Annotated in this window: 18 protein-coding genes; 5 read left to right on the forward strand and 13 right to left on the reverse strand. The window is 52.2% G+C overall.

Going from position 1 to position 21,984, the window contains the following annotated elements; translation table 11 throughout:
* Positions 1–137: 137 nt before the first annotated feature.
* A complete protein-coding gene (locus tag ACT3UM_RS08540) occupies positions 138–800 on the forward strand; it encodes an arylesterase (protein WP_498897876.1) in 663 nt (220 codons plus the stop codon).
* Between the two features lie 106 nt (positions 801–906).
* Here ACT3UM_RS08540 and ACT3UM_RS08545 read toward each other — a convergent pair whose 3' ends face one another.
* The 8 genes from ACT3UM_RS08545 to ACT3UM_RS08580 all read right to left on the reverse strand — a co-directional run bounded on the left by ACT3UM_RS08545 (position 907) and on the right by ACT3UM_RS08580 (position 13,811).
* Complete coding sequence (locus ACT3UM_RS08545; protein WP_498897878.1) at positions 907–1,932, reverse strand: family 8 glycosyl hydrolase; 1,026 nt, start codon at positions 1,930–1,932, stop codon at positions 907–909.
* 29 nt (positions 1,933–1,961) lie between these two features.
* Complete coding sequence (gene bcsD / locus ACT3UM_RS08550) at positions 1,962–2,444, reverse strand: cellulose biosynthesis protein BcsD (RefSeq protein ID WP_498897880.1); 483 nt, start codon at positions 2,442–2,444, stop codon at positions 1,962–1,964.
* Complete coding sequence (locus ACT3UM_RS08555; protein WP_498897882.1) at positions 2,437–6,492, reverse strand: cellulose biosynthesis protein BcsC; 4,056 nt, start codon at positions 6,490–6,492, stop codon at positions 2,437–2,439. The genes bcsD and ACT3UM_RS08555 overlap by 8 nt, the downstream gene beginning before the upstream one ends.
* A gap of 133 nt (positions 6,493–6,625) precedes the next feature.
* Positions 6,626–11,173: a UDP-forming cellulose synthase catalytic subunit gene (gene bcsA, locus ACT3UM_RS08560; RefSeq protein WP_498897884.1), complete on the reverse strand. Its 4,548-nt coding sequence runs from the start codon at positions 11,171–11,173 to the stop codon at positions 6,626–6,628.
* A 1-nt stretch (position 11,174) separates the two neighbouring features.
* A complete protein-coding gene (gene bcsQ, locus ACT3UM_RS08565) occupies positions 11,175–11,957 on the reverse strand; it encodes a cellulose biosynthesis protein BcsQ (RefSeq protein WP_498897886.1) in 783 nt (260 codons plus the stop codon).
* Complete coding sequence (locus ACT3UM_RS08570; protein WP_498897888.1) at positions 11,954–12,469, reverse strand: hypothetical protein; 516 nt, start codon at positions 12,467–12,469, stop codon at positions 11,954–11,956. The genes bcsQ and ACT3UM_RS08570 overlap by 4 nt, the downstream gene beginning before the upstream one ends.
* Before the next feature lie 215 nt (positions 12,470–12,684).
* A complete protein-coding gene (locus tag ACT3UM_RS08575) occupies positions 12,685–13,545 on the reverse strand; it encodes a DMT family transporter (protein WP_498897890.1) in 861 nt (286 codons plus the stop codon).
* Positions 13,542–13,811: an Rdx family protein gene (locus ACT3UM_RS08580; protein ID WP_035584056.1), complete on the reverse strand. Its 270-nt coding sequence runs from the start codon at positions 13,809–13,811 to the stop codon at positions 13,542–13,544. The genes ACT3UM_RS08575 and ACT3UM_RS08580 overlap by 4 nt, the downstream gene beginning before the upstream one ends.
* Before the next feature lie 93 nt (positions 13,812–13,904).
* Here ACT3UM_RS08580 and ACT3UM_RS08585 point away from each other — a divergent pair, with 93 nt between their 5' ends.
* The 4 genes from ACT3UM_RS08585 (at position 13,905) to ettA (ending at position 18,134) form a co-directional block, all read left to right on the forward strand.
* Positions 13,905–15,218: an MFS transporter gene (locus tag ACT3UM_RS08585; protein WP_498897892.1), complete on the forward strand. Its 1,314-nt coding sequence runs from the start codon at positions 13,905–13,907 to the stop codon at positions 15,216–15,218.
* Positions 15,219–15,464: 246 nt separating this feature from the next.
* Entirely contained in the window at positions 15,465–15,899 is a 435-nt protein-coding gene (locus ACT3UM_RS08590) for a PAS domain S-box protein (RefSeq protein WP_498897894.1), read from the forward strand.
* Between the two features lie 187 nt (positions 15,900–16,086).
* Complete coding sequence (locus ACT3UM_RS08595; RefSeq protein ID WP_064234679.1) at positions 16,087–16,299, forward strand: PA3496 family putative envelope integrity protein; 213 nt, start codon at positions 16,087–16,089, stop codon at positions 16,297–16,299.
* 173 nt (positions 16,300–16,472) lie between these two features.
* Positions 16,473–18,134, forward strand: coding sequence for an energy-dependent translational throttle protein EttA (gene ettA, locus ACT3UM_RS08600; protein WP_035584069.1), 1,662 nt, complete (start codon positions 16,473–16,475; stop codon positions 18,132–18,134).
* A gap of 110 nt (positions 18,135–18,244) precedes the next feature.
* Here ettA and coq7 read toward each other — a convergent pair whose 3' ends face one another.
* Genes coq7 through purD form a run of 5 tightly spaced genes read right to left on the reverse strand, consistent with a single transcriptional unit; the run spans position 18,245 to position 21,936 of the window.
* Complete coding sequence (gene coq7, locus ACT3UM_RS08605) at positions 18,245–18,886, reverse strand: 2-polyprenyl-3-methyl-6-methoxy-1,4-benzoquinone monooxygenase (RefSeq protein WP_498897897.1); 642 nt, start codon at positions 18,884–18,886, stop codon at positions 18,245–18,247.
* A 38-nt stretch (positions 18,887–18,924) separates the two neighbouring features.
* On the reverse strand, positions 18,925–19,266 hold the full coding sequence (locus ACT3UM_RS08610; protein WP_498897899.1) for a histidine triad nucleotide-binding protein: 342 nt from the start codon (positions 19,264–19,266) through the stop codon (positions 18,925–18,927).
* A gap of 30 nt (positions 19,267–19,296) precedes the next feature.
* Positions 19,297–20,169: a phosphoribulokinase gene (locus tag ACT3UM_RS08615; RefSeq protein ID WP_035584077.1), complete on the reverse strand. Its 873-nt coding sequence runs from the start codon at positions 20,167–20,169 to the stop codon at positions 19,297–19,299.
* Entirely contained in the window at positions 20,169–20,609 is a 441-nt protein-coding gene (locus ACT3UM_RS08620) for an acyl-CoA thioesterase (protein ID WP_498897901.1), read from the reverse strand. Before ACT3UM_RS08620 ends, ACT3UM_RS08615 begins: the two co-directional genes overlap by 1 nt.
* A gap of 40 nt (positions 20,610–20,649) precedes the next feature.
* Positions 20,650–21,936, reverse strand: coding sequence for a phosphoribosylamine--glycine ligase (gene purD, locus ACT3UM_RS08625; RefSeq protein WP_498897903.1), 1,287 nt, complete (start codon positions 21,934–21,936; stop codon positions 20,650–20,652).
* Positions 21,937–21,984: the final 48 nt, after the last annotated feature.

Below are 21,984 nucleotides of genomic sequence, written 5' to 3' on the forward strand. Positions count from 1 at the left end.
CGTTAACCGCTTGGTTGTCGGTAGTAGACTGGCGTTCGCCTTGGGGTGACTCGCTTGACACTGTTTTATCGATAGATGAATTCGCAGTTTGATCTGAGGAGCTGGAATTTGAAGAGCTGGAATTTGAGGAGTAAGACATGAAGCGTGGCATCCCTATGGCATGGCATGGACTGAACCGCATGGTAACCGGATGGCTGGTACTGCTGATAGTCACCGTTGCCTCACCGTCTATCAACGCAGAGCCTGTTAATGCAGACGCAGGCCCCACCCTATTGGTGATGGGCGATAGTTTAAGCGCCGCTTACGGCATAGAGCGTGATGAGGGCTGGGTGAGCCTGCTAGCAGAGCGTTTAGAAGGCGATGCGCACGTTATTAACGCCAGCATTAGCGGTGAAACCACATCCGGGGGTCTACAAAGGTTCTCTGAGATTATCGGACAACGGCAGCCGGATATTGTTCTCATTGAACTGGGCGGCAACGACGGTCTACGCGGCCTATCACCCAATCAGATGCAGGCGAATCTAGCCAGTATGATTGAGCAGAGCCAGGATTTTGGTGCTCAGGTACTGCTGTTGGGAATCGATATTCCGCCCAATTATGGCCAAGCGTACCGGGATGCTTTTACCGGCGTCTTTTACTCGCTAGCAGAGGAGTATGACGTATCATTAGTGCCCTTTTTACTTGAGGATATCGCCCTGAACGACGCGCTAATGCAGAGCGACGGCATTCACCCTACCGCCGATGCACAGCCGATTATTTTGGATAATGTGTGGCCCGAGTTGAAGCCCATGCTTCAATGAAAAAGGACTATTAGCATCTTTGGCCAGTGGTATTTCCAAAACACGGCTAAATTATAATCCCGTTGTGGCACTGCAGCGAAGCAAACTTGAAGCCAACGCCTTGGCATTAACGCATATCATCCGCCATGTGCGTCAGTAACAATAGGGTAGCGGAGTAGTAATCATCTTCTTGCTGTGGAACCGGGTCAGGGAGAACTTGATGGCTTGCAAACGCATTGATCGCTCGCACCCCACGCGAGATGGGATACTCTGCTCGCTCATCGGTCGTAACATCTATCCAGGCAGAAGCAGGTTGATAGGACGGATCGTTCCAAAAAGCCGTGATGCTTCCAAGACTCGCAGCTTCGTCTCGCTCCCCCCAGGCAAAATAGAGAGGAATACGCACCGCATCAAAACTAAAGCGTGGTTCCCATTCTTCTGCGGGAGACACCCCCCCCTCTGCAGTAAGCGTGATCCAGTCTGTGGGCAGTCGGTACCTTCCAAAGGTGGTTTGGTCTAGCAAAGCGACCCCGTCATCAATTAAGACCTGCCAGGGCTCATCGGGTGCGATCTCAGCAAAATCCAGCATAGCGGGAATAAACCAGTAGGAGGGGTTAAGATCAGCCGTATCACTGTGCTTAAACCCCTCAATCCCAGGCAACAGCACCGTGTATCCGCCCATATCGACGATGAGCTCATCCACGATGGCGCGCCGGATACTGCCCGATGCATTGGCGTAATTGCGATTGTCCCACTGCTCTGCGGCCAAATATAGCGCCCAGGCGATGAACAGGTCACCATCTGAAGCGTTATTGTTGTCAACCACAGGAGGCGTTTTGCTGGGGTCGTAACGCCACGAAAAAAGCGATACGTCCTGGCGACCCAAGTGCTGGCGAGTCCACTGCCAAAGCTTATGGAATGTCTCCTGGTCGCCGTAATGCTGCGCCAGCATCATGCCCCACCCCTGCCCTTCTGAGTGACTGATATTGCCGTTGCCGGTATCGATCACTCGGCCTTCATCAGTTATGAATCGTTCGGAATATGCCTGCCATGCGCGATCTAGCGATACTTCATCGGCGCTAGCGGTGACAATACCGCATAGCCCTACTGTGAGTGTTAACACCGCTATAGCCCGGAGCAGCATCGTCTTCATCGCAAGATTTCCTTAAGTAGCCATTGATATTATCGACCATAATGGAAGGTCAATGAACGTAGTGTGACGTTTGTATCAACACACCGCAACGGCGTTTTTTCGCTGCCTCCCTGCTCATTGATCCAGGTCGAATACACACCTTCTAACACAGCAGCGACGGCTTGAAAGCTTTGCTCAAATGAGGCTTCGGAAGTGCTTGGAACGGGAAACGCGTAATGCTGAATGACCAAATGGCTGCCTTGCGGCCGTATACTTACCCAGCCCCAATCTAACTGCTCTAGCGCAGTATTGACCGACTGCTCTAACGCTTCCAGGGTCGCGTATTCGCCAAGCGGCCACTCGGCCGCTAAACGGCTGCCTATGTGACGTAAAAAACCTGCGGCCCCTTCGGGGTCAGCTTGCGTCAGTAACTCGTCAAACATGAGGGTTAAAAAACGTTTCCACTGTGGACTACAATGGTGTTGCGTGTAGTAGGCAAGGTAAGTTTGCGTATCGACGTTAGGGTTAGTCACTGCCACCTCCAAAGGTATAATTCATAAACATCGCGGCGGACGTATCTTGGTAGTCTCCAAAGCTGTTGAAGCCTACTCGCCCGCCTAGCGACAGTTCGGGCGTCATGTTGTATTTCATTTCACCTGATACCGACACGCCCACCCCATTCACACTCTCGCCTGAGTAACGTGATTCAGGGGTTGCGCCTAGTGTTGCAAAAACGTCTAACAGCTCTTGAGAGGCTGGGTCAGTTGGAAAATAGTCAATATCATCGGTGCTATAGCTTTGGTAACCGGGTGATATCTGAGCTGCCCAAGATAGATCCTCGCTGACGTTCTCCTGGTAGCGTAACGGGAAGGAGATACTGACGTAGTCTTGAGGGCTGAAGTACCCCCCATGCCCGTAGGTGAAGTGACTTAAATCTTTATCGTAGGCCATCCCAGTTACGTTCACACCCGTTTGCAGTTGACGGCGTTCATTATTGATGGGACGCAGATAACCACCAAGGGACACATCGTAGGCGGTGTTATCTGCTACGTTGTTACCCGTGTACTCATACATGCCCGCATTAGCATAGAGACCACCATCGGCGGTATCGTAGTTGATACCCAGCCGGCCACCTGTACTCACAACACCGCCCCAGCTATCACCAGTCTGGGCGTCATAAGCCCCCGCGTAGGAAAGGACGCTATCCTTGACGGCCCTCCTTTCGGCAGTCAGCGACAACGCAGTATTCTCAGTGATGTTAGGGGTCCAGTTGATTCCACCGACAATATTCGTTTCGTCGAAGCCTAACGGCGTACTGCCTACATCAATTTCCACATCACCATGTTGGTACCCTAATGCTAGAGCGGCCCCTGACTCCCGCTGACTGCCAGGCCGCGCTGCTCGTGACGCACTTTGCAGACGAGACTGAATCCCCTCCAGTGACGTCTCGATCAATTCACGGCTGCTGGCAAAACTTTCAGGGGATTCGCCATTCAACGCCAAGCTGTCGAAATCCACGCCTTGCTCACCAAGGTAATTGGCAAAAACAGCCCGCTGCGCTTGAGTGAGATCTTCAATACGCAGGCCCGCCTCGTAGACAGGGTTTCTCTCCAGCGCCGAGGTATAATTCGACTCAGCCGCCTCTAGATCGGCTGTGAGGCGAGCAACCTCAGACTCAGGAATATCTGGATTCGCCTGCGCGGCGGCTAGACGATCCTGGGCAGTAAAAAAGTCCGTCACCGTCGCCTGAACCTGATCCAGAATGGGGTCTAGTGCATTTAGAGACTGGTTTAAGGTTCCTGCGCTTTCAGCTAATGCACTGCGGCCAAATCGCTGAACACTATTACCCGTAGGAGTGCCTGCATCAATGGACGTCGGTGTTACTGTCACTTGAAAACGCCCATCACCGAATGGAGCGGCAGAGAAGCTCACCGGCGCCTCCACTCGGCTCTGTTCGCTAAGGCCACTCTCCCCATCCCGAAAGTTAAAGGCAAACTCGCCAGTTATACGCGGTGCACGCTCATAGCGAATCTCCCTGGCTAAATTATCGATTTGCTGCCTAACGCTAGGCGTACTCGCCACTGCTCGCTCGCCACTGCCTCGGTAACGCTCACTGCCACTGCCCCCCGGCAACCAGCTGGGACGTCCACCGACGTCAGATGGGCGGCCGCCTGCGCGGTCATTAAATGGATTTGATGACGCGACGCCCAGCGCACCACCGCTACTCCCAAGGGACTGGCGCGCCTCAGAGAGCAGCGCCAGTGCCCGGCTAGAGTCGCCATTGCTTCTAGCAACCTGCGCCTGCAGTAACAACCTTTCTGGCGTATCTGTACCGGTCATATAGCGGTCAAGTAATTGCTGCGCTTTTTTGGGACGACCTGCGGAAAGCGTCGTTTGCACCGCTCCCTGTAGCGCACTGTCACTCTCAGGATGACGCGTTAATGCGTAAGTGTAGATTTGTTCCGCTTGTGAATAGCGCTCCCCGTCGGCATATAGCCTTCCCATCGCGAGTAGCAGGGCCTCATCTTCTGGATTTTCACGCAGGGGAGCGGCCAATGCATCATAGGCGCTGGCTAGCTGACCATTGCGACGCAAACTATCCGCTTCAATTACAGCAATGCCCGTTTCAACGCTGCTCACATCCTCTCTGGATAGAGAGGCATCCTTTTGCTGATTAATGCGATTCAATAATTGACGCGCTTCGCCAGGGCGTTCATCTTGGGCCAACACTAAGGAGTGGTTTAGATAGGCGCTGGCATACTCGGGGTTGAATCCCTGCCGCAAATCTCTGTCTACCCAGCGTGCAGCTTCGCGCGTTTCACCCGCATCACTAAGCATGCTGGCAATTTGGCCAACCTGGCGTGGGTTTAGGTCGCTGTCACTGGCATAAAGCCGCTCTAGTGTATTAATCCCTGCCGTTCGATTACCCTGCTCTATTTGCGCTATCGCCTGCTGAAGTGGTTGCTGTAAGCGAGCTTGCTGACGCAAAGCGCGCATGGGCTCTGTTAGCTCATCGGCAGGTATGACGGACAATGTACGCTGCACTTCATCCCATCGATCACTCTCTGAAGCATATAAAGCGTAAGCATATCTCTGTTCAGCTGTGGCGCCAGCGCGATCCAGCACCGCAATGATCTGGCGAGCGTCTTCTTCTTGCCCCTGGGCGTGAAGCAAACGCGCTAAATCAAGACGTGCCCAGGGGTCACTGGGTACTAGCTCAATCGCTTGTCGAAGGGCTATCTCGGCTTCGAAAGCATCGCCACTCTGCGCGCTATTACGTAGCTCATTTGCTTGTCCTGAGGCCACGCCAGTTAACTGCTCGCGCATGCTGGCTGGAAGGTTTTGTGCAATCTGCTGTGCTTCTTCCCAATCGCCCTTTTCAGCCAATACTTGAGCAAGCCCTAAACGCGCATCTGCGTTGTTGCTCGAATCACTGAGAATCCGTCGATATGCTTGCTCTGCAGCATCCAGTCGGCGCTGGCGCTTTAAAATATCGGCTTCTAATAGCCGCGCGGAACGCCCAGCATTGCCACCCTGTTGGGTTAATGGCCGCACCTGGGACAGTGCCCGCTCAAGGTTATCTGCATCAGCTAATCGACGTGCTTCCGACAAACGCGCGTAGAAAGAGGCGTTTTGAAAAGCAGGCATCCATTCATCACGACGACTGGGGGCCTCATTCATCGCTTCTTGTAGCAAAGCTCGTGCTTCGTTAAAGCGTTGCTGACGAAGCCTCAGAATCCCCAAGCCTGCTTTCGCCTCTGCATCGTTGGGATTCTCTACCAGAGCGGCTTGAAAAGCGGCCTCGGCCTCCCGAGTGTTGTTCGACTCCATCGCGAGGTAACCCGCCCCACGACGATTCTGTGTTGTTGCTTCCTCAAAGTGATCCGCCACACTGGTGTCTTGCGGAAAACTATCCTGATATGTTTGGTAGAGTTGTTCATCAGCTGGCGTAGCGCTAAGCCAGACCAGCGCCTGCTTCCATGCCTCTTGGGCACGGCTCGCCACGCTGGATTCACTGCTCTGTGCCAAGCGTGCGAGGGTGTCTATTCCCTCGCGCCGAGTCCCTGCACGGTAAGTGAGCACCTCGCCTAAAGCGAGCTCTATTTGTTTATCGCCAGGGTAGTCATTGTGAAACTGCTGAAGTCCATCCCGCGCGTCTCTCCAGCCGTCATCTCCCGCGCCAGCAAGGGTTTGGTAGTACTCAACAGCTAGCTCGCGAGTCGGTGTTTGGCCACCAAAAAGGTCACGATAAATCGTCGCGGCTTCCTGGTATTGACTGTTGCGGGCGAGCTGTCTCGCACTCTCAAGCTGCGAGTTATTCAAACTTTGCCCACGCTCCAAGCGTCTTAAGTCGGCTAACCGTGGGTCATTGCCATCCAGTTGCTCTAGGCGGTTAATCCACTCCTGGGCCTCATCGACCTGATCATTGATCAGCGCTTGTCTTGCTAGCCGGTAGAGCACTTCTGGGTGATCTGGCCGACCATCAAGATACCGCTCCAGGGCATCTCTGGCGAGATCTGGGCGCTGGTTCTCTTGCCAGTAGTCAGCTTGATTTAAAAGTGCTTCCAAAGCACTCGACATATTCTCTTGGGCCAACAGCAGACCACCCGGAAAACTACATGCTAACGCACTAATCAATACTCTTTTTTTGTACTTTGCTTTTGCAAGCATACTAAATAAATTATGCATGAAGTTTCCCCTACCCTTTCTTTCATCACTTGCGATGAGTGCGCCATTTTTCTCGACGATTCAATGTGCCATGAAGTACAACAGCCGTAAGCAACACAATAATGATCATCAGTAATAGTGCGGGGAGGATGTACTGCCCCACATACCAGCGAACTAAACGACTCCAGCTAATATTGCCTCGTATATTTCGCTCCGTAACCCGATAGGCTTCAACATTTTGCTCCTGATCGATGGTAACTAGATCTCCAACGGTCTGACGGCTAATTTCTGGCTGATCAATGACCCTCGTTAACTGTTGAATGCCCTGATCACTGAAGCCTGTTGCCAAAATCAAACTGCGGCCATCATTAATCGGCGAACGTGTTGCCAACAAAACTTGTTCCGGCGCCTGACTGGTGAGTTCATTACGTGCTCGTCCCGATTCGGTAGAGAAATCGGCTTTCGCCCAAACTTGTACGCGCTGCCATAGGCTTGAGGGTTGAATGCGCACCGTCTCATCGACAACTGCAAAGGGATCCATGAGATCATTGAGAGCACTCTGCTCAATGTGATCTGCGCGGGCCACCACTAAAAGATCGCGATCAACCAAGGCGCTACTCATGTTTAACCCTTTTCGGATATCTAGTCCGTAACTGGGATATCCCGTCGCATTCGCCATTCGCCCCACAAGACCTAGTGCTGCGCTTATCTCATTTGCATGTGGCACCTCGGGAAGAAGTAAAGACGTTTGCGATAAATCAGCCCATTGGGTAAAGGGGTAGCCAGCACTCACCCAGTAAGCGAGTTCAGGTAGTGCGGCAAATTTTTGGGCCTCCCGTAGGTCGATATGAGAACTTGGCATGATGCGTGTTTCAATACGTTCTGGTAGGCCAAGATCACACCCCTCCTCAGGAGTGTGAACCGCCATATTGAAATAAAAACTCAGTCGGTTATTGCCATAAAGCTGCTCTTGGGGAATATCCAGAATGGCTTCCTCCTGGCGAATATCATTGCCTAGCAACTTCCACAGTTCCCAGGCGATTGAATTTTTCTCAACCGGCAAGCCCTCTAAATACTGGTCATTTAAACTAACCTCTAAGCGGGAGTGATCAATATCCAGCCACTCACCCTCGGGAAATCGATAATTCACCTGCAGATTGACATCATCCCCAGCCCATACAAAAAGTGGCGGTAGCCGGAAGCTATAATTTTGCGGGGATGGCCGAATACCCTCTCCCGTCATCGAGCCTGAATCCACAAGCCGTTCAAGATAAATAGGCTCATCCAATGACTGCCACTTAGGTGCATCAAAGGCTTGACGAGGAGCAATAGATAACTCTTCGGCTCTTATCCGCTGCCCACTCAAACTCTCATAGCGCTGTGCCAGATAGCGCGACGCTGTTCTTACTTCTAGGTCATTACGGCCGGTTATTACCAGCAGCCGGTAGAGAGGGTTATCTGGATGCTGCATCTGCAGTATTGTCGGCCCCGTAATACCCTCGGGAAGCATCAGCCCTAGCGGCATCCCCTCTGGGGTTCCCATGACCACGGCATGGCTATCTGGCAGTTGATTATGGTGAACAGGGAAATCCGCACCACGGAAGTCTGCAAGCACACTAAATTGTGAAGCTGCTGTACTGGCTGCCGCCAAAAGCGATTCTGAAGGAGCCTCAGGCATCACAAAAGGCAGGCTCAATCGCTCCATGTCAGCGTCATCAAAAAAAGGAGCTGGGAACCGTGAAAGATCAATGATGGGTGGCAGCACTTGCGTATTAACGCTTAATGAAGATTCGGTCTCAATCTCTACCCAGATATCTTCGCTGAGCACGTTGTTACACTGCGACAAGGTTTGACCGACAAGACTCAATAACAGCGTGTTGTAAGTAACAATTTGCTCGGGAGGTACCTCTATTTCAGCCACATAACCGTCCGCATTAAAACGATCCAGTGGAATGGTGTCGATCACTACCCCGTTGAGAGCAATGTCCAGACGGCTTACGCCCTCTAGCATGGCATCTGAATACTGAATGGCTAGGTTAAGTGTCGCGTCGGTAACCACCTCACTACTGCTGATCGAAAAATCCAGCCCAACCTGTGATCCGTTCCCCTGCACCCTAACCAGATCTTCTTCACCTTTATCAGACATTGAGTGGCGTAAAGGAAAAACGTGCTCGCGGGATTCAAGCCCGAAAGACCCCTCACTATTAAAGTTTAATCCGCCATCTGGGTTCAACCTAACGGATGGCAGCGCATTGGATAGAAAAGAACTTGGCAAGCTATCTACCTGTTGCAACTGCTCAGTCGTACCTGTATCGCTGGGTAAGATACTTTGGTCAACAGCAGGTAATCGGCGCTCATCAGAAGTCTGGCTCCACGCTCGTTGGCTAGAAATCACCGCCACGACAATCAGCGCAACGAATAGAGCCCGCCATAACCATACACTTTTCGATGTTGATACTGCCGCCTCATTACTGTTGCTTTTAACTGAAGAAGAGGGTTGGCTGCTGCCATCACCTCCATTGAACAAGGCACGCTCTTTCCAACGCTTAAAGAACAAGCCAGCAACCGCCCTAACAACCGTAATAATCGAGCGAATAGGCTTATCAGCAGGAACTTCTCTTGTTTCCAACCAAGCATCTGCTCGCCCCATCACTAATCTAACCAACTTTCGCCTTTGGTTCACATCTAGCTCATCAAACTTCAGACGAACATGCTTTTTATCGCGCATTATCAAGGCAACAGGAAATAGCATTGGACGATTATCAAAAGACATTTCTATGTAATCAATATTGACATCATTGGGAAGATCCGTCGGCGCCTCCACCTGAATGCCTCCCATAGAGAGATTATGCGTAAAAGTACTTAACGTATATTCGCCCTCCAGATGGATCACAGCGGGTCGTTTAAGATCAATTCTGACATACTCTCTCACTTGCTTTTGCTCACTACCTACAGCAACCGCTGCCAACAAAAAGAGTGCGCTAAAAAAGGCCCAAACAACGTTAAAAAGTAGAACACTCAGCTGTTCATCGCCGGCGTTCCACCAAAACAACCTAACAGTGCCCCATATGACGCCAGCAAGGAGTAAAACCAATACAAAGAGATGCGGCTTAAGCACATTAAAATCGAAAAAGCTATGGTCAAGTTTGCCACCCTTATCAGTTACATCAAATTTACCACGCTTTGGATCAAACAGTGTTACCAAGGTCGGCTTAAGCAAGTGAAACGTAAGTACTGTTTCATAAATCTCATTCCAAAAGGTATAGCGGTAACGACCCACAAGCTTGGCATTGGTATACACAACACCAAACAAATGCGGAACAACATAGGCAGCCACTGCTTGGGGGGAAGCTTCAATAATATCGAGGCCAAATAGTAGATAGGCTAAAGGCGCAGTCAAAAAGACAAAGCGCGCGAGGGGAAACTGAAAATGGAGCATGGCATTCAGGTAGCACAAGCGCTGCGCAAAGGTAAGCCCACCACCCAGCAAGGGGTTATCCATCCGCATGATTTGCGTCATGCCTCTGGCCCAACGAGCTCTTTGAACGATATGCAGTGATAGCCGCTCTGTTGCCAGGCCTGCGGCCATTGGTATGCCAAGATATGCCGTTGACCAACCTTTACGCTGTAGCTTTAAAGCAGTGTGGGCATCTTCGGTAACTGTCTCTACTGCAAAACCTTCCGTTTGCTCCAGCGCAGCCCGACGAATAACCGCGCAAGAACCACAAAAGAAGGTGGCATTCCAATAATCATTACCCTTTTGTACTGCACCATAAAAAAGGCTGCCCTCATGAGGCACGTCCCGCCCACTAACCAAGTTTCGCTCAAAAGGGTCAGGTGAATAGAAATGGTGGGGTGTCTGGATAAGAGCTAAATCTTTATCATCTAAAAAAGCACCTACTGTTGCTTGTAAAAACACCCTGGTAGCGACGTGATCACAATCAAATATACAAATTAATTCACCCTTTGTTTTCTTTAAAGCGTTGTTCAAATTCCCTGCTTTGGCGTGCTCATTGTCATCACGAGTTATGTAGCCAACACCTGCTCGTGAAGCAAATGCTCCAAACTCTGCCCTTTTACCGTCGTCCAACAGGTAAACATTCAGCTTGCTACTTGGGTAATCAAGGTTCTGTGCCGCTAAAACAGTATCTCTCACCACCTCCAAACTTTCATTGTAAGTGGGTATATAGACATCAACAGTTGGCCACAGTGACGTATCATCAGGGAGTGGGACAATTTTTCTCTCGAAAGGCCTTACTACTTGGAAGAAGCTAATAATCAAAACCAACCACGCATAGCACTCTGCGGCTAACAGACCTGTACTAAAAATAGTTTCCGCTATCCCTTCAGTCACAAGCGTTTCAGTGACACGCCAATACATATACCGTGTTGAGGTAATGGCAGTCAGCAACACCATCGCCAAACGAATTCGCCTGGAAGTGGTTTGCCCCATACAAATAAGAAGCAATACTGTTACACCACCGAACACCCATTGATTAGCTAGGCTCATGGGAGTGGCGACAACCACAATAAACACAATGCTATAAAGAAGTACAAAAAAGGCAATCCAGAGTTTATAAATAGCACCTTTCACTTCATACGCTCCTATCTGAGCTGATAGAGTGTGCGTTCGTGTTTAGCATTACCCTTGCGAGATTATCCACAATCTGCTCTAAGTCGCTGATGACCGAAGATGAGTATGCGTGTTGGAAGATAGAGGTTTGAGCTGCAAGCGCCTCGGGAACGGCAGTATCCCTGTGAATAGCACCTAACAATAGAGGACCTAGACGATTCTTCAATAAGTCATAGACGTCAACGCTTAAACGTTGACGCAGGTCTAACTGATTAGCCACGAAGTAAATATCGCTTTCTACTTCGGCTGGAAAAAAATCACCATTCTCGATAGAAGGCAACACTGCAACGGATGAACTATCTGCCATTAGTACCGTTAGAAATATAGGCTGCAATTTTGAAACAGCATCGAGTGCTGTGGAATGGCCTGGCGGCAAATCAACAAGAAGCACCCTGTCTTCGCCTTGGTAAAATGAGCGTAGCGCCTCTTCTAATTGCCTAGGATCTGATAAGTAGTGATCAAAAAAGCGCCTTTCTTCACGGGTAGTTCGCCCAAACGGGAGAACGTCAATACCGCTGTCTGTGGTGACAGTAAGGCTATCCCAATGGGAGAGCTGTGGCCCTTCGGTAACAACACCCTCGGTGTCATCGAATGAGAGCCCAAAGTGCAGCTTGAGTGCGTCTTGGCTGTCAAAATCGATAACGGTGACATGCTTACCTTGACGTTGAAATGTATAGGCCAGATTAGCTGTTAACGTCGTTTTACCGACTCCGCCTTTCGGGGATGTCATACAAATCAGTGTCATGAGTCAATTTGCCTTAATAGCGCTTTTAAAGATGTTGTAGGAGGGTTTTCATCGTCAAGATCGTTCTCAGTGTAACCTTTGAAAAGGTGACTAAAGGGTGTAGATTCACGCGATGCTGTTTCGTCCAACGTGTATGGTCGATTAACGGGCTTAGCGGCGGGTACATCACCCTCATTAGATGGCGCTGAGGCAGTACCAACCCTCTCATCGAGCCTATGCTCACGAGCACCACCACTGAAGTATGCGTTCGGACCAGTTAACGTCGACTGAGATGTAGTTGCTTGCGAGGTAGGTCTCGACATTGCATCATTAAAGTCTCTCTCTGCAGAGGGGGCCCCACTTGAGCTCTTTTTATGCAGCTTCTCCATACCTGGAGACCAATTAGCAACTCCTTCAAGCAACTTCCAGCGCTGTTTACTGCTGGTACTTTTTTTACCGTCGGAGAAATTTTGGTAGTCGAATTCGCTTGATGACTGGTGTTTTAAAGCTTCAACATCATTATCTTTATGCATATTCTCTATCCTACATACCGAGGGGTAGCAGCGGAGACGACGGCTATTTAAGCTTAAGCGAATCATTCACACTACTACCGTTCTGTGAATGAGAGCTGACCTAACACCGCCATCCGATATTAAATACTTTTATCTTACGCAGCCCAATCTATCAAGTGGTTAGGAAAAATAAAAACACTAATTGAAATATTAATTCACAAAAATACACAATACCCCTAGAACATCTGCAGCCCAAGCCCCAGCAGAATCAGCGCTAGCCCGATCAACGTTGAAGGCAAAATAGGCTCTCCAACGACCAGGAAAAGTAACAGCAGTGAAACAGGCGGTGAGAGAAAAATCAGGTTAGAGACTTTGGCCGTGCGCGACACCTTATGTACCGCCAACTGCCAGAGAATAAACGCCACACCCATCTCAAATAAGCCCACATAGACACCGGCACCAAAGGCGGGCCAACCGTGCCATTGCAATCCTGGACCCAACAGTAACAAGATGGTCAACACGGGCAGGCCAACACTAAAGTTCTGCCACTGACCTACAAGGAGTGGACGCCTATCACGCGCATTGAGCAGCCAATAAAGCGCCCATAGCAGCGTCGAAGCAAGCGCCAGAATGACACCTAACGGGTCGGCAAAAGCGACGTTAAAAACCGAGCCGCGGGTAGCGATGACCCATACGCCTGCGTAGGCGACCAGCCCAGCAGCGATATCCATACGCGTCAAGCGCTGCCCAAGCAGAGGCACAGCCAAAAAGGCCATCGCCAATGCCCAGGTATAATTCAGTGCCATAGCCTCTTGCCCAGGGAGGCGAGCATAAGCGGCGAAGAGCACCAGATAATAGGCCACAGGATTCATCAACCCTGCCCACGCGGCTGTTTTCCAACCGGTGCGTAGTGCTGTGCTGACATTTCCCTGCTTGATGACCAGCGCCCCCATCAATGCCCAGGAAACAAGTGCTGCGAGCCACATCAGCTCCACAGGACTCATCCAAGCAAGCGCCACTTTGAAGGCCGTTGCCACTGTCGACCAAAGCGCTACTGCTCCCAGCCCGCAAAAGATGGCATATCGATCTTGGTTCATCGATCGATATGCCCTAAATCTCTACCTGGCTCCAACTGGTCGCGCACACGTTGCTTGAGAAGCTTGATATCCGGAAAACCACCGTCACGCTTGCGCTCCCATAACAGCTCATCATCACACCAGATCTCAAACGTACCGCCATGGGAGGGGGAGAGCGATACCTCACTCAATCCTTCGCCAAAGGTTGAGAGCAATTCTTGTGCATACCAACCGCTACGCAGTAGCCACTGGCATTGAGTGCAATAACGGATTTGAATACGTGACATCCCTGGCCTCCTAGACAAATTAATATGGCATCCTAAGCAGACATTCTGTCATTTTGAGTTAGCCTGAGATAGGTCGATTAAGAAGGAGCCCCGATGGCCGAGCATCACGTTTCGCAAACTCGCCTGTATGAGTGGCTAACGGGCGATGACGATAGCCGCATGTGCGACGACATACCTGAAAGCGCTTGCAACGAACAGCCGCGCAATTTTTTTCTGCACGTATGGGCTTCTGTGGGTAATAAGCTGGCTGACGAGCTGTCTAGCGCGCGTTTAGTGCTACCCTGGCTGATGGGGATTATTGGCGCTCCCGTCTGGATGGTAGGGCTACTGGTACCCATTCGAGAAGCAGGTGCCCTGTTGCCGCAAATTTTTGTAGCTGGGTTTATCCGCTTAAAACCTAAGCGAAAATGGGTGTGGGTGGCCGGCGCGCTGGTTCAAGGGCTCGCTGCGTTAGTCCTTGCCGTGCTTGCGTTATTCGCCACCGGCACCTTAGGCGGTGCGTTAGTGCTCGCAGCGTTAATGCTACTCTCGCTGGCCCGAGGGTTATCTTCAATTGCCACAAAAGATGTGCTGGGCAAAACCATTGCCAAGCGCCGCCGCGGCACGCTAATGGGCTGGAGCGGCAGCATTGCCGGCGCTGCCACGCTAGTGGCAGGGGCTGTGTTAATGCTGTTTGATGGCCGCCCAGGCAATCTAGTGTTAGCGATATTGCTGGCCATAGCTGCTAGCGGCTGGCTAATGAATGCCATCGCCGCTGCCCGTATTCAGGAGACCCCCGGCGCAGTAAAAGGCGGCGAAAACGGCTGGGACAGTATTAAATTGGGCCTATCATTGCTAAAAAATGACCGCACTTTTTTACATTTCAACCTTGCCCGGGCACTTCTGCTGTCAAGTGCCCTCGCCCTCCCCTACATTGCACTACTAGGACAAAACCAAAGCGGCACCGACCTGGGGGGCTTGGGTATACTGGTTGTGGTATCGGGGCTTGCTGCCATGATAGCAAGCCCGGTCTGGGGAAAACGGGCAGATCAGTCGAGTCGTTGTGTGATGCGCGATGCAGCGATCGGTACCGCTATTTGCTGCTTACTGGGCGCCAGCCTGACTTGGCTCCCCGGTGGATGGACACACAGCATATGGCCCTATGCGGCAGTTTACGCGTTATTAGTCATCATTCACCACGGCGTACGCTTAGGGCGTAAAACCTACCTCGTCGATATGGCTAGCCAAGATAACCGTGCGCTTTATGTGGCCCTTTCGAATACTTTAACCGGCGTGTTAATGCTCATCGTAGGCGGTATCATTGGCGCTTTTGCACAGTGGTTTGGTAGTAGCGTATTACTCCTCATTCTAGCGGCTACCGCTGTGGGCGCTATCCTTAGCGCTCATCAACTACCTGAGGTGGAATGACATGGCGCGCTTTCACCTCAAAAAAATGAGCATCACAGCGGCTATCCACAAGACGGCCAAGGTTAAGGTGCTGCTCAAGATTGCAATGCGTGACAACGCTCGCCATGATAGAGCCTAATAGCAGCAAGGTATTGGAGCATTTGCTACGCTGCCTATAATAACCAATTGGAAATTCCGGAGTTTCACGGACAAATTGAACTGCCGTGAACGATGGAAAAGGACTTGAGCTGCAACAGGAACCCCTTGATGAAACGATCTCCATTGATCAGTCCAGAACTGCTCGAACGAATTGTTGACGCATCGGAAGACGGCATTGTCGTTGCCGAACAAGAAGGGGATGAAAACATCCTCATCTACGTCAACAAAGGCTTTGAGCGCCTAACCGGCTATAGTGCGGATGAAATTTTGTATCGCGACTGCCGCTTCTTGCAAAATGAAGACCGCGATCAGGACGCGCTAGTTGCTATCCGGGATGCGCTTAAAGATGGCCGCCCTTCTCGCGAAGTACTGCGTAACTATCGCAAAGACGGCACTATGTTTTGGAATGAGCTGTCCATTACGCCGGTCTACGACGAAGCAGATGAGTTGATGTATTACATTGGCGTGCAAAAAAACGTTACCGAACGCGTGGAAGCGCAGCTTGCGCTAGCGGAGCTGCAGAAGCAGCGAGAAAACAGCTAATCATTAACTTTCTCACTAAAAAAAACTATAAAGCTTGAACTTCATCCCAACTGGCGTTATATAGCGGCAAGGCGCTTAAACTGCGCTAGGTGCTTCACTTTGCGGATGGCATGTGTTTTTGAACCTCACATGTCCGCGTATGAAGCCATTGTTACGCCGGCACGCCGGCTGGGTTGGAGGACATCACATGAGCCGTGATCCCCTAAGTCGTGAAACGTTTACTACCGATGCACTCGAATCAGACGAGTTCGAAAGCTTAGACGCCGTCAATGATGACCACTACGGCAAAAGCAAACCAAGCAAAGCTGACAGCTTGCGCGCGCGACGCCAAGTTGAAGCATGGCTGGAAGAACGCCGCCTCCAGCGTGCCATTGAAGATGACTGGGACGAAGAAGAGTAAACTTTTTACGGCTCGGCCTTCTCAGCGAATGAGCGGGCCAGCTAATTATACGCTCCTAGCCTTTCCTGGCGCAGACCACTATCATCACTCCCTGGTCAGTAATAACAGTTAGTAATAAGAGTCAGTAGCCCGCTACTGTCGCTTTATTCTTTTCATCAACTTAACGGATCTCCATGGCGCAATACGTTTTCACCATGAACCGGGTTGGCAAAGTAGTGCCACCCAAAAAGCAAATTCTCAAGGATATTTCGCTCTCGTTTTTCCCGGGCGCCAAAATCGGCGTACTGGGTCTTAACGGTTCGGGTAAATCCACACTGCTGCGCATTATGGCCGGTGTCGATAAAGAGTTTGAAGGTGAAGCTCGTCCGATGCCCGGCATCAATGTTGGCTATCTCCCCCAGGAGCCGCAGCTAGACGACGAGAAAAACGTCCGCGACACCGTCGAAGAAGCGCTAGGGGAGATTAAACAGGCGCAGGAGAAGTTGGATGGTGTGTATGCGGCCTATGCAGAGCCCGACGCCGACTTTGATGCGCTGGCCAGTGAGCAGGCCCGGCTTGAAAATATTATCGAAGCCGCGGATGCGCACAACCTGGAGCGCAAGCTTGAAGTGGCTGCGGAAGCACTGCGCCTGCCCCCCTGGGAGGCCAAAGTGGGCAATCTCTCGGGCGGTGAGCGACGTCGTGTAGCACTCTGCCGCCTACTGCTTTCCAGCCCCGATATGCTGCTGCTTGACGAGCCAACCAACCACCTTGACGCAGAGTCGGTGGCTTGGCTAGAACGTTTCCTTCACGACTACAACGGAACCGTCGTGGCAATCACCCACGACCGCTACTTCCTGGACAACGTGGCGGGTTGGATTCTGGAGCTTGACCGTGGCCAGGGCATCCCGTTTGAGGGTAACTATTCCCAGTGGCTGGAGCAGAAAGATCAGCGTCTGAATCAAGAAGCCAAGCAGGAAGCCTCGCGTCAGAAAGCCATCAAGCAAGAGCTTGAGTGGGTGCGCAGTAACGCCAAGGGCCGCCAGGCAAAAAGCAAAGCGCGTCTTAACCGCTTTGAAGAGATGCAGTCAGGCGACTTCCAGAAGCGTAATGAAACCAATGAGATTTATATTCCGCCTGGCCCGCGCCTGGGCGATAACGTCATTGAGTTTCGTGATGTGGCCAAGCGCTTCGATGACAAGCTGCTCTACCAGAACCTCTCCTTCACCATTCCCCAAGGTGCGATTGTCGGCATCGTTGGGGGTAACGGTGCGGGTAAATCGACGCTGTTCAAACTGATCACTGGTAAAGAGCAGCCAGATGAGGGCGAAGTCCTGGTGGGTGAGACGGTCGATATCGCTTACGTCGAGCAGCTACGCGACGGCTTGGACGACAAGCAGAGCGTTTGGGAAGCCGTTTCCGATGGCCAGGACATCCTTAACATTAATGGCTACGAAGTCTCTTCGCGCGCCTATGTGGGTCGCTTTAACTTTAAAGGTAACGACCAGCAGAAGCGCTTGTCGGAGCTTTCTGGCGGTGAACGCGGCCGTTTACAGCTTGCTCAAACGCTTAAGCAAGGCGCGAACGTGCTGCTGCTTGATGAGCCCTCCAACGACCTGGATATTGAAACCCTGCGGGCACTGGAAGACGCACTTCTGGCCTTCCCTGGCTGCGCCATGGTGATCTCCCACGATCGCTGGTTCCTTGACCGGATCGCCACGCACATTATGGCCTTTGAGGGTGACTCCGAAGTGGTCTTATTTGAAGGCAACTACGCGGAGTACGAAGAGGACCATAGAAAACGGGTAGGTAACGATACGCCTAAGCGCATGAAGTACAAGCGCATTGATGCCTGATTACCAGCATCACGTTGGCAGTCGACATTGACAGCCCAAAGGCCCCGCACAGCGGGGCCTCTTAGGTTCTAAAGCCTGGATGGTAAGACCGATAGCGCTATCAGTACGCGTCAAAAATGATAGACGCCTTTGGTCACCATTTTTGCAGCCAGATGCACACCCCACTTAGCCGGTGCCGGGAAACGTACACCGCCAGCCTCTAAAGCCAGCTGGGCGTGGTGAGCATCATCAACGGCCATTTGGCGCAGTATGGCCCGCGAGCGGGTGTCGCCGCTGGGTAGCGACTGTTGATCTGATTCAAGCTGTTTGCCTGCCTGCTCCTCGGCCGCGGCGAGAAAACCTAAGCTGATGCGATCGCTGACTGCCCCAGTGGCTGCGCCAATGCCAAAGGAGGCGACATAGAACAGCGGATTTAAGTAGCTCGTTCGACTCTGCAACTGCTCTAAACGCTCATCGCACCAGGCTAGATGATCAATCTCTTCCCGTGCCGACTGTTCCAACTGGTGACGCCCATGGGGAAGTTTAGCGGTCACGCCCTGCCCCTGATAGAGCGCCTGAGCACACACCCCTCCGGTATGATTAATGCGCATTAAACCCGCCGCATGTCGGCGCTCATGATCGTCGAGCGCTCCCTCAGCCATCCCATCAGCAGGGCTGGCACGCTGGGACGAAGCCGCATGAGGCATCAGCGTTCGTAAAACGGTATCAAGCTGATGTATTAGGCGATCTGAACGACTCTGTTGACGATCCATGGCAACACCTCGTTGTTTGCGATAGCGGCCTGCTTAGCTCAACCGGCAGGCCATGTGAAGGCGCGCCCACCCAGTAAATGCATATGGATATGGTAGACCGTTTGTCCGCCCATTTCGTTGCAGTTCATCACCACACGATAGCCATCCTCAGCAAAGCCCTGCTCACGGGCAAGCTTGGCAGCGGTAAACTGAAGCCGCCCTATCAGGGCAAGCTCAGCCTCTTCGATATCATTGAGCGTGGCGATATGCTTTTTAGGGATGATCAACTGATGAGTAGGCGCTTGGGGGTTGATATCATTGAAGGCCAGCACGTGGTCATCTTCATAAACGATATCAGCGGGAATTTCACCCTGGATGATTTTGCAAAACAGACAATCCATACCGTTCTCCTTTTATGAGTTCCTTGTCACTTAACGAAAACGCCGCTGAGATAATAAGTGGCGAACCAAGGGCGCAAGAATTAGCTCCATCGCCAACGACATCCGCGCCCCCGGCACCACCAACGTATGCGGGCGGGTCATAAACGAGTCCTTAATCATCGCCAGCAGCCAAGGGAAATCAACGGTGGAGGGATCCCGAAAGCGGATGACCACGAAGGACTCAGCGTCGGTGGGAATATCCTGCACTTCAAAAGGGTTAGAAGTATCGACAGTCGGCACACGTTGAAAATTGATGTGCGTACGCGAAAACTGCGGTTGGATATAGCGTACATAGTCATCCATCCGGCCCAGGATAGTGTCGATAACCGCTTCCTGTGAGTAGCCACGCAGCTTGGTGTCGCGGTCAATTTTTTGAATCCACTCAAGATTCATGGTCGGCGCCACACCTACCAACAAGTCCACATGGCGGGCAATATCATACTCTTCGGTAACCAGCCCGCCGTGCAAGCCTTCATAAAACAGCAGGTCGGTGCCACAAGGCAGCGACTGCCACTCGGTGAAGGTACCTACCCGGCAGCCCGCTTCGATTTTCTGCTTATCTTCGGCGTGAATATAGTGCCGAAAAGTACCCGAGCCGTGCTCGCCATACTCACTGAACAGCCCTTCCAAGCGGTCCAGCAAGTTCGCCTCTACGGCAAAATGCGAAAGCTCATCCTTACGCTCGGGCTCTTCCCGGAAGATGCGGTGCAAATCATCGCGGGTATAGCGGTGAAAGGCATCACCATCGACCATCGCCGCATGCACATCTTCGCGCAGGAACATGCGCTCGAAGCTGCGCCGAACGGTGGTCGTCCCCGCCCCTGAAGAGCCGGTCACCGCGATAATCGGATACTCCCGTGACATCAGCCACACCTCGCATGAGAAAGCGCTTGTTTCACCGGCTCAGGCACCTCGACAGGACGCCCGGTAGTCACATCGATCAATAGCTGATTGACTCTCGCGGTGGCAACTACCTGCTGGGAGTCCGCTTGATAAATACGCTGATAAATCGTCAATGCTTTACCTTGCGGTTCAGGCACGGCGGTAGCAATTGTTAACGCATCGGGCCAGCGCGCTTCACTTTGATACTGTACGGCGAGATCAGCGACCACCGTAGGATACCCGTGCATATCCCACTCAGGCAGATCGAGGGCCGCGAAGGCTTGAATGCGCGCCTCGTGAAGCAGCGAGACCAACGCATCATGCCCCAAGTGGCGGCCATAGTTCATGTCGGTTACCCGCACCGTCAAAGGGTGACGATGTATGACCGCCTCAGCGGGAAAATCCAGCTTGACACGCTCCATGCCTGTTTCCTCGTTAGTCTTAGCTTGGCGTAAGGCCTGCTTACCCCTCGCGGGTAATCGCCCTAAAGGCGATATCACGACGACACTCAACACCGTCCCAGTGAATAGCGTTAACGCCTTGATACGCTTGCTGCTGCGCCTCAGAGACGCTGTCACCCAGTGCCGTGACGCATAGCACACGGCCGCCTGCCGTGGTGATCTCGCCCTGGGTATTTTGCGCGGTGCCCGCGTGAAATACTTTGCAGCCCGTTTGCTCGGCCGCTGCCAAACCGTGAATCACATCACCTTTGCGATAGCTGCCTGGGTAGCCGCCAGCCGCCAAAACCACGCCCACAGCGGCACGGGGATCCCATTCGCAGCGTTGTCCAGCTAGCTTGCCCTGGGCACCCGCTAAACAGAGTTCCGCGAAATCAGAGGTTAGCCGCAGCATAATCGGCTGGGTTTCAGGATCACCAAAGCGGCAGTTGTACTCAATAACCTTGGGGTTACCGGCTGCGTCGATCATCAGGCCGGCGTATAAGAACCCCGTGTAGGCATTGCCCTCTGCGGCCATACCACGCACAGTGGGCAGAATGACCTGCTCCATGATACGTGCGTCAACTTCAGGCGTGACCACCGGCGCTGGCGAATAGGCGCCCATACCGCCGGTATTGGGGCCGGTATCACCATCATAGGCACGCTTGTGGTCTTGGCTTGTAGCCATGGGGACGACATTTTCACCGTCCACCATGACAATAAAGCTCGCCTCTTCGCCCTCCAAAAACTCTTCGATGACGACACGCGCGCCCGCATCGCCAAAGGCGTTAGCTTCCAGCATGTCGCGAATAGCCGCCTCAGCTTCGGCTTCGCTCAGCGCCACAATGACGCCTTTGCCCGCCGCCAAACCATCCGCTTTAATCACAATCGGCGCGCCCATTTTGCCTAAATAGGCAAGCGCTGGGTCAACTTCAGTAAACGTTTGATAGTCCGCTGAAGGAATATTGTGTCGGGCCAAGAAGTCCTTGGTAAATGATTTTGAACCTTCCAACTGGGCGGCCGCTCGAGTAGGGCCAAAGATAGTTAAACCAGCCGCCTGAAAACGGTCAACAACGCCGTCTACCAAGGGGGCTTCTGGACCCACCACCGTTAAGCCAATCTGCTCATCCCGGGCAAAGGCGACCAGTCTGTCTAGATCTGTTGCAGCAATCGCTACGTTGGTCAGCGTTGCTTCCGTCGCGGTGCCCGCATTGCCGGGGGCGACAAACACCTGCTCAACCAGATTCGATTGCGCCAATTTCCAAGCCAGGGCGTGCTCGCGACCACCGCCGCCTATCATCAAAACCTTCATGTGCATCCTTCTCAAACGGGAGAGCGTATATCGGCGGCATTATGCCAC

Source organism: Halomonas sp. AOP13-D3-9, assembly GCF_052379125.1.
Taxonomy (GTDB): Bacteria; Pseudomonadota; Gammaproteobacteria; order Pseudomonadales; family Halomonadaceae; genus Vreelandella.